18 protein-coding genes are annotated in these 16,542 nt (G+C 34.6%); 10 read left to right on the plus strand and 8 right to left on the minus strand.

The features are described 5' to 3' along the window. Positions 1-20: 20 nt before the first annotated feature. The 7 genes from GM3708_RS05115 to GM3708_RS05145 form a co-directional block, all read right to left on the minus strand. Positions 21-677 carry a hypothetical protein gene (locus GM3708_RS05115; protein ID WP_066344645.1) on the minus strand — a complete coding sequence of 219 codons (657 nt, stop codon included), beginning with the start codon at positions 675-677 and terminating at the stop codon, positions 21-23. Positions 678-740: 63 nt separating this feature from the next. After that, complete coding sequence (locus GM3708_RS05120; protein WP_066344651.1) at positions 741-1,502, minus strand: Coq4 family protein; 762 nt, start codon at positions 1,500-1,502, stop codon at positions 741-743. 122 nt (positions 1,503-1,624) lie between these two features. Beyond that, positions 1,625-4,099 carry an arylsulfatase gene (locus GM3708_RS05125; RefSeq protein ID WP_231933089.1) on the minus strand — a complete coding sequence of 825 codons (2,475 nt, stop codon included), beginning with the start codon at positions 4,097-4,099 and terminating at the stop codon, positions 1,625-1,627. A 100-nt stretch (positions 4,100-4,199) separates the two neighbouring features. Continuing rightward, entirely contained in the window at positions 4,200-4,661 is a 462-nt protein-coding gene (locus tag GM3708_RS05130) for a hypothetical protein (RefSeq protein ID WP_144439284.1), read from the minus strand. A gap of 15 nt (positions 4,662-4,676) precedes the next feature. Next, positions 4,677-5,216: a DUF2808 domain-containing protein gene (locus tag GM3708_RS05135; protein ID WP_082714196.1), complete on the minus strand. Its 540-nt coding sequence runs from the start codon at positions 5,214-5,216 to the stop codon at positions 4,677-4,679. Next, on the minus strand, positions 5,203-5,742 hold the full coding sequence (locus GM3708_RS05140; protein ID WP_066344658.1) for a hypothetical protein: 540 nt from the start codon (positions 5,740-5,742) through the stop codon (positions 5,203-5,205). Before GM3708_RS05140 ends, GM3708_RS05135 begins: the two co-directional genes overlap by 14 nt. Positions 5,743-5,910: 168 nt before the next feature. Next, positions 5,911-6,504, minus strand: coding sequence for a hypothetical protein (locus GM3708_RS05145; RefSeq protein WP_066344660.1), 594 nt, complete (start codon positions 6,502-6,504; stop codon positions 5,911-5,913). 284 nt (positions 6,505-6,788) lie between these two features. On the opposite strand from GM3708_RS05145, the gene GM3708_RS05150 reads away from it, so the two are divergent. The 9 genes from GM3708_RS05150 (at position 6,789) to ctpB (ending at position 13,988) form a co-directional block, all read left to right on the plus strand. Continuing rightward, a complete protein-coding gene (locus tag GM3708_RS05150) occupies positions 6,789-7,808 on the plus strand; it encodes an AraC family transcriptional regulator (RefSeq protein ID WP_066344662.1) in 1,020 nt (339 codons plus the stop codon). Between the two features lie 363 nt (positions 7,809-8,171). Beyond that, complete coding sequence (gene chlG, locus GM3708_RS05155; RefSeq protein WP_066344664.1) at positions 8,172-9,167, plus strand: chlorophyll synthase ChlG; 996 nt, start codon at positions 8,172-8,174, stop codon at positions 9,165-9,167. A gap of 243 nt (positions 9,168-9,410) precedes the next feature. Next, entirely contained in the window at positions 9,411-10,082 is a 672-nt protein-coding gene (locus GM3708_RS05160) for an HAS-barrel domain-containing protein (protein WP_066344668.1), read from the plus strand. A 118-nt stretch (positions 10,083-10,200) separates the two neighbouring features. Further along, a complete protein-coding gene (locus GM3708_RS05165) occupies positions 10,201-10,401 on the plus strand; it encodes a hypothetical protein (protein ID WP_066344670.1) in 201 nt (66 codons plus the stop codon). Positions 10,402-10,427: 26 nt separating this feature from the next. Further along, entirely contained in the window at positions 10,428-11,213 is a 786-nt protein-coding gene (locus GM3708_RS05170) for an aminotransferase class IV (RefSeq protein ID WP_066344671.1), read from the plus strand. Positions 11,214-11,416: 203 nt separating this feature from the next. Further along, positions 11,417-11,620: a DUF2997 domain-containing protein gene (locus GM3708_RS05175; protein WP_066344672.1), complete on the plus strand. Its 204-nt coding sequence runs from the start codon at positions 11,417-11,419 to the stop codon at positions 11,618-11,620. A gap of 59 nt (positions 11,621-11,679) precedes the next feature. Then, positions 11,680-12,063 (plus strand): DUF1257 domain-containing protein, encoded by a 384-nt coding sequence (locus tag GM3708_RS05180; protein WP_066344673.1) that lies wholly within the window; start codon positions 11,680-11,682, stop codon positions 12,061-12,063. A 98-nt stretch (positions 12,064-12,161) separates the two neighbouring features. After that, complete coding sequence (locus GM3708_RS05185; protein ID WP_066344675.1) at positions 12,162-12,587, plus strand: ferredoxin; 426 nt, start codon at positions 12,162-12,164, stop codon at positions 12,585-12,587. Between the two features lie 87 nt (positions 12,588-12,674). Beyond that, positions 12,675-13,988, plus strand: a complete 1,314-nt coding sequence (gene ctpB / locus GM3708_RS05190) for a carboxyl-terminal processing protease CtpB (protein WP_066344676.1) — start codon at positions 12,675-12,677, stop codon at positions 13,986-13,988. 52 nt (positions 13,989-14,040) lie between these two features. Here ctpB and glmU read toward each other — a convergent pair whose 3' ends face one another. Continuing rightward, on the minus strand, positions 14,041-15,393 hold the full coding sequence (gene glmU, locus GM3708_RS05195) for a bifunctional UDP-N-acetylglucosamine diphosphorylase/glucosamine-1-phosphate N-acetyltransferase GlmU (RefSeq protein ID WP_066344677.1): 1,353 nt from the start codon (positions 15,391-15,393) through the stop codon (positions 14,041-14,043). Positions 15,394-15,742: 349 nt separating this feature from the next. Between glmU and GM3708_RS05200 the strand changes: the two genes are divergently transcribed. Continuing rightward, positions 15,743-16,516, plus strand: a complete 774-nt coding sequence (locus tag GM3708_RS05200) for a type 1 glutamine amidotransferase (RefSeq protein WP_066344679.1) — start codon at positions 15,743-15,745, stop codon at positions 16,514-16,516. The last annotated feature ends 26 nt before the right edge of the window (positions 16,517-16,542 follow it).

Raw genomic sequence — 16,542 nt, forward strand, 5'->3', positions numbered from 1 at the left:
GATGGTTTATACAAAAGTATTTAGTACACTACTATGGGACGGGGTGCAATATACACTGGAGGTGTATAAACTGGAGTGACAGGTGCATAAACTGGAGCAACAGGATCAACAACAACGGGGGGATTATAATAATAACTACCAGCACCTGCCATAGCCGCCCCAGCCGCCACACCAGCTCCATACATTCGCCAACGTCCTAAAATGTCGATAAATAAAGATGATTCTTCAAAATTAGCGGGTAATTCTCCCTGTAAAACCTTCACTTGATAGGAAAGATTGTTATTTTCTAACTTGGGATTAGTTAATTCAATTACTACGCTATTAACCCCTTTTTCTCCAAAAATCGATAGTGTGGCGTTAGGTGGATTAGATGCAAAATTATCCGAACCTTGATCCCAATGACTAATAAATTCAGCGTTTTGTACATGGCCAGAAATACGTTCAGGGCGATCGCTGAAAAAGATAGTCGAACCGACTCCATTGAGATTTAATCTTTTACCATCATAACTACCTTTGACAGAATTTTGCACAAAGAGTAGTTGTACTGGATCAGAAACTTCTTTGGTTTCAGGGGCTGGTTTTGCCTCAACAGATTTATTAGTAATCAGATTACCTGCGGATAAAGTTAAGGTAAGCATACTAACGGTAAATAAAGCACAAAGAGATTTTTTGTTCATGATTTTAATAATTGAGTAGGGTGGCCAATGCCCACATTAAATTTGGGTACGGTTTTTTCTTAATTAGGCGATCGCCTTTTGAAGTTCAGGTCGGCTATACCAACTATAGTCCCCTGTTTTAACGGGTTTAATGTTAAACATTTCCCGCAATTCTTCTAAAGGATGCTCTAAATGTTCTTCCCACTTAACAGGGAAAAGGGGTTTAGCGATTTCTCCCATTTTCAAGCCAGAAGAAACGAGATCAAAAGCATAAGAGAGGGTTTTGTGTTTTTCTTCTGGAGGCATCTGTTCGTTATACATTTTGTCATTCATCAAAAATTTGAAAAGAAAAGAGCTTAAATCCAGAAAAATAAACCCCGGATAACCAATTTGAGCAACTGTTACGGAAATAACCCCTAATTCCCCCATATCATCAAGACTATAACCTGTCAAAATATGATGAATGTCATGGGTTTTATAGACTCGAAAGGTAACATAATCAGCATCGGTTTCAAATGTTTCGGGAATACGATAAAATTGAGGGTCATAACCAAGAGTACTCATAACCGTAGCATAAGTCCAACCTAAAGAACCTTTGGGCATTTTTAACATCTCATTGAGATCGTAAAGAGGACCAACATATTTTTCCTTAAGCATTTGAAGGCAAGATGGTTCTTTCTCAATCGCTTGTAAACACACTTTCATGGGACGACTATTGTGCAATCTTTCGCTTAAATCAAAAGCATTATTAACATCTTTCCCCGAACCAGCGGCAAGATCAACCAGTTCCAAAAATTGATTAAGATTATCAGAATTACTCATTTGATTGATATATTTAAAACCCATAGCAGAGATTCTCCCGTTTTGATTTTTTAATAATTTAGATCTTTTAGAGTCAATTTTAAATTTATAGGTTAAGACTGACAGAAACCTCTTGATTCCTCCCCGTTTGGAGTAAAAAAACTAAACTATTCAGAAACTTTATTATTTCTCTGGGCTTGTTTTAGTTTCTCTATATCTTGAGGGCTTAATTGAGGACGATCGATCGTCAAAGTCAACTTATCGAGATTACCGTTAAATTGAAAAGGCACTTGATAATCGGCATCATCAACAGGTGTACCCGTATCAGCACCAACATCGAAGTTTTCATCCCATTGCAAAATAAGAGGTAAGGTTTTCGCCATTTTTTGGGTAGCCACTACATTACCATCAACTTTGAGAACCCCAGTACCACTGCGTCCAATACCGCTTAAATCATTGAAGGCAAGAGTACCCATACCTAAACCATCATATTTAAAGTCAAATTCTACGGTATGTTTACCTGAAGATATGGTTTGTAGCCCTTCCCAACGGATTCTTTCTAAGTCCACCAAATTCCAGACAAAAACAGGTTTTCCTTTGAGCAGATAAAAACCATAACCGCCAAAACGTCCCCCTTGAGTAGCAATCATACCGTTTCCTCCGTCTTGAGATACTTCAACTTCGGCTTTAAAGTTATAGGAGGTGTTTAAAAGATTTGGTGCATCACCGTTGGGTATGCCTGTTAATTCTCCTCGATAGGTAAACACATTACGTCCAGCGGTAAGACTAGGGCGAGGGGTAATTAAACGAGGGGTTACAGAACCATCAAGGGGTAAAACCTGATATTTATTGGCTTCCGTCCAAAATAAATCCTGTAATTCTTTCAATTTTTGGGGATTTTGATCCGCAATATTGTTAGATTGTGTCCAATCTTTAGTTAAATCGTACAATTCCCATGGTGATGATGCTGGATCAAGATTTCCCAAACCTCCTGTTACCCAAGGAGGACGCACAACCTTAGTACTGGCGATCCAACCTTCATCATAAAGGGCATGATCTCCAAACATCTCAAAATACTGAGTTTTATGGGTAGATGGTGAAGAAGCATTCTTAGCGTCAAAGGTATAGGCTAAACTTACTCCTTCTATGGGTTTTTGTTCAATACCATCAACGATTTTTGGTTGAGGAATACCTGTTACTTCTAAGATTGTGGGAACTATATCGATGACATGATGGAATTGATTACGAATACCGCCTTTGTCTTTAATGACTTTGGGATAAGAAATCGCCATACCTTGACGCACTCCGCCCAAATGAGAGGCAACCTGTTTTGTCCAAGAAAAAGGAGTATCAAATGCCCACGTCCAAGGTACAGCCATGTGACCATAGGTTTGATCCGTTCCCCACACGTCATAGAAATTTTTGAGTTGTACTTCTACAGGAACTTCTACCCCGTTAAACATTGCCACTTCGTTGGGAGTACCCATCATCGTACCTTCTGCACTGCTTCCATTATCCCCACTAATATAAATAACGACGGTGTTATCTAGTTTACCGATGTCGTCCACTGCTTGAATAACCCGCCCAATTTCGTGATCAGTGTAAGCTAAATAGGCGGCATAAACTTCCACTTGGCGAATAAACATTTTTTGTTCATCGGGGGTGAGATCTTCCCATTTTTTGAGTAAATCATCGGGCCAAGGGGTTAATTTTGCGTCCGCAGGAATAACACCTAATTTCTTTTGATTGGCAAAAATTTCTTCTCTTAAAGCGTTCCAACCTTGATCAAAGAGGTGCATATTATGGATCTTCTCTACCCATTCTTTGGTGGGATGGTGAGGAGCATGAGTACCGCCGGGAGCATATTTAATGAAAAAGGGTTGATTAGGATCTAAACTGTTAACACGATTAACATATTCGATCGCATCGTCTGCCATAGCTGTAGTTAAATTCCAATCTTTTTTACCAACATAAGGCTGAATAGGAGTAGTATTAAGGAATAAATTAGGTTGCCATTGACTGGTATCACCACCGACAAAACCATAAAAGTAATCAAAGCCCATACCGATAGGCCACTGATCAAAAGGACCATTCTGACTAGCTTGAAAGGCAGGAGTGTTATGATCTTTTCCAAACCATGAGGTAACATAACCGTTATCTTTGAGGATTTTACCCACCGTTGCCTTATCCTTAGTAATAATGCTGTCATAACCCGGATAACCTGTCGCCATTTCGGAAATAACACCAAATCCTGCTGAATGATGATTTCTTCCTGTAATTAAAGCCGCTCTGGTGGGAGAACAAAGGGCGGTAGAATGAAAGTTAGTGTATCTTAAGCCATTATTTGCCACTCGATCAAGCGTAGGAGTAGGAATAACACCGCCAAAGGTAGAGGGTGCACCAAAACCCACATCATCGGTAATAATTAACAAGACGTTTGGGGCATCTTTCGGAGGTTGAATACGGGGTTGCCAATAAGGTTTAGAATCTGAGACATTACGGTTAATAACTCCCCCAAAAGGTTGCTCAGGAGATGGAAGTTGATCCCCTTTAATATTGATAACGGCACTAGGAGATCCAGCCGTACCTCGAATTTGTTGAGCGATCGCAGGGGCAAATAATACTCCTGAACCCATTACCATAATGAAAACCAATATTCCTGCGGATATAAGCTTAAAATTGCTCGGAAATACCCTGTTAAGAAAAGATTTGAAACGTGTAAACATGATTTTGCTAAGTTGTTTAATTCCAAAATGGGTTGGTTTGATCGATCGTACAAGCCATACTTTGATTTTCAAAGGTGTTAATCCAATTTTTCATTGATGATTTACCCTCATTACCTTTTATCCAAGTAACAGTAATCAGGTTAATGGTATTTTCATTGGATTCACAGGAAAACTGGACGGCATTATCAGAAATATTTATTAATTGTTCTTGACATTGCCATTGATTAGTCTCCATCTCCATGATTTGTTGCCAATTTGTTACCATTTTCACTTCCACTAAAATCTCTTGATTTCCTTGACTACAAGACCAAGTTTTCATTTGTTCTGTATTATTCGGTAAATCATCCACATCTGCGGAAATTTTCGAGGGTGTTTGAGCTTTAAGGGGATTTAAGATTAAATTACCCCATACAACGCTTAATAACATAGCAATTCCTAAATGACGTTGGGTACTCGTAAATACTTTTAAATTCATCATGTAAATATCTTTTAACTAAAACAATCGATAAAAGCTCAATCTTCCAACTCCCATGGGTAAACCAGTGGCATTATCTCCAGCAGGAAAAGCGGTTACGCTATACAGATAAGTGTCATCATCCGGTGGATTTCGGAAGGCTTCAAGACGAACACTGAAAGTCGTTCCGGGTGGTACTGGGGGATCAAAAACCACCGTTACTGCTTGAGTTTGCGGCTCTTGAGTAGTTTGGATAGTAAGGGGTTTACCGACATTTCCTTGAGTACCAATAAAAGCATACGTACTCGATATATTGACGGGAATGACATTAACGTTTTGTTGTTGTTGTATCGTTACTTTTCCTAAAGATTCGATCGAATTATTAGGTAGATGAAAGGTGAAATAATAATGAGCATTAGGCCAGTTTATGGTGGGATCAGGGGTTTGCGCACCTACAAAAACGGGGGGTTGCCCAGTGAAAAAATTAGGATTATCAGTCTGTTGAGCATAAGTAGATGGACTAAAAAAAAGGCCACTTGTACTTAATAAAAAAGGTGAAATCAGTTTAACTATTTTCATAGATTTTATTTTTGTCATCATCAATAACCTTCTGTTCAAAATTTTTGGGAGCAAAAAATAATTTACTCAAGTTTCCTTTACCTAAATAATTATCAATTTCTTGAAAAATATTGTGAATTAAAAAAATCATCGAGACACATAAAGTTACCGCTAAAAAATGAGAGAAATGACGGGTTTCTAAAAATAGCTTGATCGCCCCTCCAATAGCTTTAGTTTCCTTATAGGCATGGAAAAGATTTTCAATAACAGAAATCACAAAAACCGCGAAAGTGTAAAGAAAAGTCTTATATAAAACATTGATATAACGGGGTGATTGAGCATAACGATTTAAGAACGGAGTCATGTCCATAATTGCCACTGCTTTAGCCGCCACTAATGCACTAATAATTGCCTTAGAAAAAACATAAGTATTAATATCATATTCATCTAGCAAAAGTTTCATCATTAGCAAAATAAAGCCAAATCCTATTAAAAAAAATAAGGAGAGAGAGCCAATTTTTTTGATTTCTTCTTTAAGTTTTTCCATTATTAAAAATACTTCATTATCTATATTTATTTTTATTCAAACAGGAATCTTATTTTATTGTTATCCTTTTTTTTAGTTAGTAGGAATATACAAAAATTTACCTAAAATTAAAGATGAATTAAGAAACTTTGTTTGTTAAGTATTTTTGTTCTAATGCCATGACTCACTTTAACGACCAACCCCACCAACACCATAACCAGGTCCACCATAACCTCCGTAAACACCAACTCCACGAGTACCAACTCCCACCCCGTAATAACCTGGGCCTACTCCTCCTCCTGCACCAATCCAGTCAATAAATAAAGCACTTTGACCACCAGATTTAGGCATTTTACCTTCAATTACTTTATAGTTATAAACTAAATCTTTACCATCAATAACAGGATTACTAATTTCGATCACCACAAGACTATTTTGAGGTTGTCCTTTTTCATAAACTGAAAGGGTAGCGTTCGGAGGATCATTCGTGAAATTGTCCGAACCTCCACTAGCAGTCCATTCTTTCATATATTCAGGAGTAGTAACATGACCTGCTAAACGTACAGGGCGATCGGCAAAATAGAGAGTTTGAGGATTGACGTTAACTAGACGAATAGTTTTGTTATCGGTTTTGATGTCATCGGCAGTTTGAACAAACATTAACTGTACTTTTTGTTCTTCTGTTTTTTGTTCTTGAGCTTTGACGGGGTAAAATGTAGTGGAAACAGAAATTAGAGATACTGTTAAAGCAGAAATAGCGAGAAATTGACGTATTTTTATCATGAAATTACTCTTAAATTTGTTAATTGAAGATCAAAAAAAGAACAGAGACTATTGCTAATATAAAAAGAACATTTTTCATGATCGGAAGATAAACTTGATCATTGATCTTGATTAAAGGAAATTAACTTTTATTAAAATTTACTTAAGTATAAGCAAAGCATAAATATTTGTGTAAAACTTTTTCTTGCCATTTCGTGCCAATCTATAATTAAAAAATCCGTAAATACCCTGAAATTGTTTTCTGCGTTAACTTGCCAATTATTGTTAATTTTTGTTAATTATTTATGACGAAATATGTACCCCTTTTACGAGTTTCGACTCTAATTCCTTTTATCGATTTTTTGCAAGAATTAGGCACTCCCACAGAAAAACTATTAAGACAATATAAATTGCCTATTTTTGCCCTCGATGAACCAAATTTCCTACTATCTCGTCATCAAGTCTTTGATTTTTTGAAGAAAACAGCATATCAAGAAGGAATAGAAAACCTAGGGTTTTTAGTAGGAGAAAAAACTCCTGTGGAATCTTTGGGCATCTTAGGTAAATTAACTTGTCAATCTCTCACTTTATATGATGCTATATTTAAAGCTATTTATTTGGGAAATTTGTTTAATTCGGGAGAACGTTTCTGGTTATTAGAAGATAAAGAAACAGCTTATTTTTGTCAAGAATATACTAATTTAGAAAGTTTTGATTCTCATCATCCCAGTCATTTTTCTCTAATGTTAATGATGGATTTAATTCGTAAAGTAGCAGGAAAAACATGGTATCCACAACAAATTACTCTACAAACTCCATGCAGTAATTTTAGAGATCATTATTTGCAAGAAGTTTTTATCAATAAAGATATTACTATTACTTCCATCACTTTCCCTCGCTCTTTTTTAGCCTTACCTTTTCCTTCTGAGTTTAATTTATGTCAAGATCAAAAACATCAAGAATATGAAAAACTACATCAATCTGTCCCTTCTTCTCAATTTACTGACTCTTTGACACAAGCCATCAAATCTCATTTAAGAGAAGGTTATCCGTCTATTAATTTAGCTTCAGAAATGGCAAAAATGCCCGTTCGTAGTTTACAAAGAAGATTAGCGAAAGATGGTTTGACTTATTCTCAATTAGTAACTGGTATTCGTTATGAAAAAGCTGTTGATTTACTGCAAAATTCTTCTTTAAAAATGATTGAAATTGCCTATGAATTAGGTTACGAAGATCCTGCTCATTTTACCCGTGCTTTCAAACGTTGGACAGGAATAAGTCCCCATAATTTTCGTTGCCATAAACTGAACAAAAATATTAGTTAACATAATTTATTTACATCTTACTACTGAAGCTGTGTAATTTTTGCCGATGGATTCTACACTGTTAATAAATTATCCCTTTGTTTGATAACTATATTTGAGATATATTCTGACATCAAAAAGGCAATAGAAGTAAAGGTTTTGATTAATCTTTTTTATAATCTAATTATTAGGCTATGGTGGTTTTTCCTTCTTTTTGGATTACTCATCTTAGATTTAGAGTCACTGCTTTCTTTTGTTAATAATAATAAATAAATTTATTTTCTTCACAAAAAATATTTTATCTTACGACTCATTCTTAAAATTGTCCATTACTCATTGCTATACTATTTGAGATTGATCAATGAACTATTATCTTAAAGAATAATGACTGAAACTGAAAATAAAGATTACACAACGGTTGACTTAGATAGAGAAGATAAAGGCTCAAAAGCTAGACAATTATTGGGCATGAAGGGTGCAACGACGGCTAAAAATATCTGGCAAATTAGACTTCAGTTGATGAAACCCATTACTTGGATTCCTCTAATTTGGGGTGTGGTATGCGGTGCGGCTTCCTCCGGCGGTTATGTTTGGAACTTTGAGCATTTTCTGATGGCTTTAACTTGTATGTTAATGTCAGGACCTCTTTTAGCAGGTTATACTCAAACTATGAACGATTTTTATGATCGAGATATAGACGCTATAAACGAACCTTATCGCCCTATTCCTTCAGGTATTATTTCTATTCCTCAAGTTGTCACTCAAATTTTATTTTTGCTTTTTGCAGGTATTGGCGTGGCTTATGGTTTAGATGTATGGGCTAATCACGAATTCCCGATTCTAACCTGTTTAGCCATTGGTGGATCATTTATTTCTTATATTTATTCTGCACCGCCATTAAAACTCAAACAAAATGGCTGGTTGGGTAATTATGCTTTAGGTTCAAGCTACATTGCACTACCTTGGTGGGCTGGTCATGCTTTATTTGGTGAGTTAAATTGGACTATTGTTATTCTTACTCTTATCTATAGTATGGCAGGTTTAGGTATAGCGGTGGTTAATGATTTTAAAAGTGTCGAAGGCGATCGCCAATTAGGTTTAAAATCTTTACCAGTGATGTTTGGAGTCACTACCGCCGCATGGATTTGTGTAATTATGATCGATGTATTTCAAATTGGTATGGGTGCGTATTTAATTTACTTGAATCAAAATCTTTATGCTACCATCTTGCTGTTGTTAGTAATTCCACAAATTACTTTTCAAGATATGTACTTTTTGCGTGATCCCTTAAAAAATGACGTAAAATATCAAGCAAGTGCACAACCATTTTTAGTTTTAGGAATGTTAGTGATGGGATTAGCATTAGGACATTCTGTGTAATTAAGAATTAGTAATGAGGAATGAAAGAAAATATTAAGCTAAAACCCATTTAACTGACAATATATATGTTGCTTAAAAAAGCCAATGAATCTTTATATTGGTTAGAATTATTACACCAGTCAAATTATTTAGAAGAACAAAGATTTAATTTCATATATTCTGAATCTTCAACAGATAAATAAAGATCTTAGTTTCTGTAAATAAAACTGCAAAAAATAATCATTCCTAATTCCTCATTAAAACATGAGATTACCACTATCAAAATTAAACAACGAAGATCGTTCCTCGGATCATATCGGGGAAGTAATCGAAACTTCCACCATCGAATTTTTAGCTCAATGTTTAGAGCCTGAAGAACTTAATTTCCCAGCTATGCCACCTTTTGGCAGTTGGGTTAAATCTTTTGATGAAGAATCAGGGAATAAAATATTTTCTTTAGTTACCAATGTTACTACTGCACCTATCGACTCAGTACATCGAGCTAGAGCATTAGGTTTAACATTAGCAGAATTAAAAGATCAACAACCGCAAATTTTCGCTATGTTAAAGACAGAATTTCGAGCGGTAATAATCGGTTTTGAAACCCCCTCAACTAACGATAATAATGGCTATAGTCCTTCTAATGGAAATATATATCAATATTTACCTCCTCGTCCGCCCCAAATTCATCAAGCAGTTTTTAACTGCAACATAGACGAAATAATTAATTTTACATCTAATCCAGATTTTTTACGAGTTTTATTGCAGGTACAAAATACTCCTGTTGAATCTCTTATTGCAGCTACTTTAAGAGAAAGTTATCGTTTAAGAGGTGGAGATAGGCAATGGTTAGTCAATGCAGGACGTACTTTAAGCGTTTTATTAAAAAATGATTATGATTGCTTAAAATATATTTTAAGTCAAGTTCATTGGTAACTAAAAATTATCTTATGTAAATAAAAATATTTTCAGCTTTTCTTGGAACTTTATTCATAACTTTAAGTCTAAAATGATATAAGATTTTTCTACCTCAATGTTTTGAGTATTTACCATTATGCTTAAACAAATTAATGTACAATTTAGTTTTATTCGCAACTGCTTAATTATTTATATTTTAGTTGGTTTTTTATCTGCTTTAATTGCTGATTCTCATAAAAGTTTTCAAATGAGTTCTCAATCTGGTAATAGTAATCAACTTTCTCGTATAATATCCCTAGCTGTTGCTTATCAAGCTAAAGAAAGTTTATATAAATAAATTATTATTTAGAGTTCTAATATTTAATGTTTTATTATCATGGAAAATTACACGAAAATAATCATATCAATTTAGATATTAATGATTCTACTTGGCTTTACGGTGCAACAGTTTTTACTACTTTAAGAGTTTATCAAAAATCTTTAAATCATCCTTTAACAAATTGGCATAATCACTATAATCGCATTAACGCCAGTATCAAAAAATTTGATTGGATAAGTCCAGATTGGCAACAAATAGAAATAGAAATAAGTTATTTATTAAAATATTTTACGGTATTAAGAATTACTATTTTTCCCGATGGTAAAGAATTGATTATAGGACGACAATTGCCCAGTAACTTAGAAAATAAACAAACCAAAGGTATAGAAGGATTAGTTTGTTTAAATCCGGAAATAAAACGCTCTTTAGCTTTAGATAAAACTGGAAATTATTTAGCTCCTTATTTAGCTTTACAACAAGCAAAAAAACAAGGGTATGATGAAGCAATTTTGACAGATGTAAATAATAATTGGTTAGAAACTAACACTGGAAACTTATGGGGATATAAACAAGGAATTTGGTTTACTCCAACATTAGAAACGGGAATTTTGCCCGGTATTGCTAGAAAAATGATTATAGAAAATGCTCAATTTCCCCTTGAAATAAATCATTGGACTCCAGATTTTATTGTGGATTTAGAAGCCATCGCCTATAGTAATTGTGTTGTAGAAATTATTCCTTTTAAAAATATTAAAATTGGAGATACAGTTAAAAAATATAATATTAATAATCAGGGGTATTCTTTATTAAAAAAATGTTATAAATTATAGGACTTACGCACCGCCATTAAATGTAAATATGGTAATTCCCATCCTAAAATATTTCTGCGTTGAGAAGATAGTTATAAGAATTCACTGAAAATGATAATTAATTTTTACAAAATATTTACTAAACTTAATACTAATTCTTTGCTTTAATTTAAGTTAAAATTTAAGGCAAAAACTTAATATTCGAGGGAGTAAATGATCAGACGATGACGATGGAAACATTAGAATTTATTATTTATCCTGATGGGAGAGTACAAGAAAAAGTGACAGGAATTATCGGAAAGTCTTGTGAAGAAGTAACAGCAGCCATTGAAGCACAATTAGGAAGAGTTATCTCACAGGAAAAAACAGCAGATTATTTCCATGAAAAATTAACGACAAATAATCAAATTCACAATCAGAGTTGGTAAACTTTTATATATAAATCTGATTTTTTGTAAGATTTAATTAACTTTAGTAACAGAATCTTATGTCACATTTTAGCAGTATAAAAACCCAGATCCGCAATCTTGCCTCATTAAAAGTCGCTTTAGGTGATTTAGGAATAGATTGGAAAGATGGTCCTTCTTTAGTAAGAGGGTATCAAGGACAAACTAGCCAAGCTGAAATTGTTATTCAACAAGAAAATAACTATGATATTGGTTTTAGCTGGAATGGTCAAGAATATGAGTTAGTCGCTGATTTACAATACTGGCAACAGCCTTGGACTGTTGATGGTTTTTTACAGCGTGTGACTCAAGGTTATGCTTTACAAACAGTTTTAAATGAATCCTCAAAACAGGGTTTTGCTGTTACTGAGAAACAAAAAAATGAAGATGGTTCAATTCGTCTAGTGGTTCAACGCTGGAGTTAATTATCCCTCATTTTTAATATCGTCATTACCACTAAACAAGGGGATTAAATTCTCCTTGTTTATCAGTTACAAAATAATTATATTGATCACTAGAAAAAATGTTAGATCAACCAGAAGAATTATCAATTACAGGATTTGAACCAGAGTTAGGTGGAATTTGGCGAGATAATCCCGACAGAAGCGGATTTGAGCCAGAATTAGGAGGTGAAGATCGACAAAAAGGCATTTACGTGGATGAAGCCACCTGTATTGGTTGTAAACATTGTGTTCATGTTGCACCTAATACTTTTTATTTGGAAAATGATTTCGGAAGATCAAGGGTTTATAATCAAGATGGTGACATGGAAGAAATTGTTCAAGAAGCTATTGATACTTGCCCCGTAGATTGCATTCACTGGTTAGACTATACTGAGATTAAACAAAAAGAAGCAGAACGAAAATTTTTAGATGTACGTCCTTTAGGTTATCCTCAAACTCATAAATCTCCTAAACCCAAAAAAAGGAACAACCGACAAAAAGATTAGAACAACATTAATTTCTTTATCTTATATTGTTAATTTCTTCTTTAATTTACTACAATACAGATAATCACTTGATTAATCTCCAGATCTATGAATCAGTCAAAAAAACCCTCCAAAAAACTAATACCTGTATTCAAATCAGTTTTAACTACTTTAGCCACAGGAAGTTTAATTACTTTTTTTTCCCCTTCCATGATTCGAGCAGAAATGACTGATAGCCCAAAAATGGTTGTAGATGAAGTTTGGCAAATAGTTAATAGTGAATTTGTTGATCGTGATTTCAATCAAGTGAATTGGCAAAACAAAAGAGAAGAACTTTTAAAGCAAAATTATAATAGTAAAAAACAGGCTTATCGTGCCATAAATCAAGCCTTAAAAGAATTAGGTGATCCTTATACTCGTTTTCTTCCCCCCGAACAATTTGAAGTGCTTACCAGTCAAACATCAGGAGAAGTATCAGGGGTGGGTATTCGTATTGCGATCGATCCTCGTACCCAAGATTTATATGTTGTGGATGCCATCAAAAAATCTCCTGCCGCCGAAGCTGGTTTACAAAGAGGCGATCGCATTGTCAGAATTGATGGTAAACCAACAGCATTAATGAATTTAGAACAAGCCTCAGAAGCCTTAAAAGGAGAATTAGGTTCACAGGTAAGTATTGAAATTTCGAGAGAAAAAAAACCAGCTTTTGAAGTTAAAATCACTCGTAGTGAAATTGAAGTTCCTTCCGTTGACTTTAGCTTGAAAAAAGAAGGAGAGTTAAATGTTGGTTATATCAAATTAGATGAATTTAGTTCTTTGGCGGCACAACAAATGAAACAAGCCATTGATGAACTACAAAAACAGAAAGCCTCAGCCTTCGTTTTAGATTTAAGAGGCAATCCGGGTGGGTTGTTATTTGCTAGTGTTGATATTGCAAGAATGTGGATGTCTCAAGGGGAAATTGTTGACATTGTTGATCGTCGTGGCGGACATCGTACTTATCAAGCGAATAACTCTGCTATTACCGATTTACCTTTAGTCGTATTAGTTGATGGTAATTCTGCTAGTGCTAGTGAAATTTTAACAGGTGCTTTAAAAGAAAACAAAAGAGCTACTATTGTAGGTACAACAACTTTTGGAAAAGGACTCGTACAATCTGTTCATTCTTTGTCTGATGGTTCAGGATTAGCGGTGACAATCTCTCGTTATTATCCTCCTAGTGGCATGAATATCAATAAAAAAGGTATTTCACCAGACATAGTTCAAAATCTTACGAGAGAACAAGAGTATCTTCTCAGTCAAGATCCTTCTTTATTAGCCACCAAAGCTGATCCTCAATACTCAAAAGCGATAACAGTATTAAAAACAAGAACCAATATTTCCACTGAAACTTCTTCTAATTCTACAAGTTTGTTACAATAAGTTTTATCGCTTAATATTTAGGGGTTAGTGGTATCAACCCCTCGATTAATTTTTACTTTGATTTCATTTTCCAACCTTCTATAACTTTTTGTTTCTCTCTTGCGATCGCTAAACTATGATCAGGAACATCATGGGTAATAACGGAACCAGCCGCAACAGTAACACCCTCGCCAATAGTTACAGGGGCAACAAATACACTATTTGAACCTGTTTTTGTGCCATCGCCAATAATGGTGGGATGTTTTTTAACACCATCGTAGTTAGCAGTAATTGTACCTGCACCTACATTAACTTTATTGCCTAAAGTCGCATCTCCTAAATAGGATAAATGAGCAACGTTAGTATTATTTCCGATGATAGTCTTTTTAATTTCAACAAAGTTACCTACTCGGCAATTTTCCCCTAATTGAACACTTCCCCGTAGATGTGCATAAGGACCAATTCTAGTATTAGATGAGACTCTACTATCAGAAATAACGGAATATAAAACGCAGATATTCTCTTCTAGTTCACTATTTTCGATTAGGCAACCTGGACCTATTTTACAACCATCACCAATAATCGTATTTCCTCGAAGATGAGTTTGAGGTTCGATAGTCACATCTGTTCCTAATTCGACTGTTTCATCAATAGTAATGCTATCTGGATCAATCATCGTGACACCAGCCATCATCCATGCTTCTTTTATTCTAGCTTGTAAAATATCGTAAGCTACAGCTAATTGACGGCGATCGTTAATACCACTAATTTCTAAATGATCATCTACATCTAAAGCCATAACGGGATTAAGATAATCTACAACTTCCGTTAGATAGTATTCTTGTTGATCATTGTTGGTGCTTAATTTCGGTAAAACTTCCCTTAATTTTTGCCAATTAAAACAATAAACTCCAGCATTAATACGCTTATTTTGTTTCTGTGCCGTATTACAATCTCGATCTTCAACAATTTGAGTAACTAGATTATTCTGATCACAAAAAACCCTACCATAACCTGTTGGATTAGGTAAATTAGCAGTTAAAAGAGTGGCGGCATTACCATTTTCTTGATGAGTTTTGACTAACTTTTCGACTGTTTCAGGGCGTAATAAAGGTACATCACCGTTTAAAACAATTAAATCCCCGATAAAGTCTTCTAAATGGGGAACTAACTGCATAATAGCGTGACCTGTACCTAATTGTTCCTTTTGTTGGACAAATTCTACCCTTTGAAGATGATTAAGGGCGTTTTCAATTTTGTCACCTTCATAACCAATAATAACTAATTGGCGATCAGGACTTACAAGGTTACAACTATCTATAGCTCTTTCTACAAGACTTTTACTTCCTAATGGGTGTAAAACTTTAGGAAGTTTCGATTTCATTCGAGTTCCTTTTCCGGCGGCAAGAATTGCGACTGCTAACATGAGATCATCTTATTTTCGTTCGCCTATGAGTATATCTTAACAATTAACAATTAACAATAACAAAGGTGAAGGGCAATGGTTTTAAGTAAGTAAGCTAGATTAATTGTGTATTTTACTTTTCTCAAGTCTATAGTAACAATTAGTTTAAAGCCCTTGCCGATGAGATTTAATTAATTTTGCCTTCGTATTTTTTGCTTTTCAGATAAGATATATTTCCTAGATTTTAGTATTATAAAACTGAATAAAAAAAACTCGATTTTTGATACCTTTTTTTGTTACTATTTCTAAGTCCTTGATTATAAAAGGCGAAAAATTTTCCCACGCAGATCTTAATGATTAATTATTAATTATGCACCTAACGATTGGTTGGCTTTATCCTAAATTAATGAGTACCTATGGTGATCGGGGTAATGTTATCTGTTTAGAAAGAAGATGTCAATGGCGTAACTTAGATGTATCAGTTTTACCATTAGATCAAAATACTGATGTAAAAACTTTTCAAGAATTTGATTTGATTGTCGGTGGTGGAGCACAAGATAGACAACAAGAAATTGTCATGCGAGATTTACAAGGGAAAAAAGCCGAGATTATGAAAGAAAAAATCAATCAAGGTATTCCGGGAGTTTTTACCTGTGGTTCTCCACAACTACTAGGGAAATATTATGAACCAGCCATGGGACAAAAAATTGAGGGTTTAGGTATTTTGGATTTAGTAACGAAGCATCCAGGGCAAAATGTACCTCGTTGTATAGGAAATGTTGCTTTTGATATAGTTCCTTCTATCCTTGCCAATGATTTAGAAGAAATGTTCGGAGAATCACCTACGGTTGTTGGTTTTGAAAATCACGGTGGTAGAACTTATTTAGGAGATGTATCTCCTTTAGGCAAAGTAGTTAAAGGTTATGGTAACAATGGTGAAGACGGTTTTGAAGGTGCTTTTTATCAAAATGCGGTCGCAACTTATGCCCATGGTCCTCTTTTACCCAAAAATCCATTTCTAGCTGATTGGTTAATTATCAAAGCCATTGAACAAAAATATCATCAAAAAATTACATTAATACCTTTAGATGATACTTTAGCTAATAAAGGACGTAAAGCCATGTTAAAAAAGATTTTAGCTTAGGGAATATCTTAGGGTGGGTTGTTTAT

Origin of the sequence: Geminocystis sp. NIES-3708 (assembly GCF_001548095.1) — a bacterium.
In the GTDB taxonomy this organism is placed as follows: domain Bacteria; phylum Cyanobacteriota; class Cyanobacteriia; order Cyanobacteriales; family Cyanobacteriaceae; genus Geminocystis.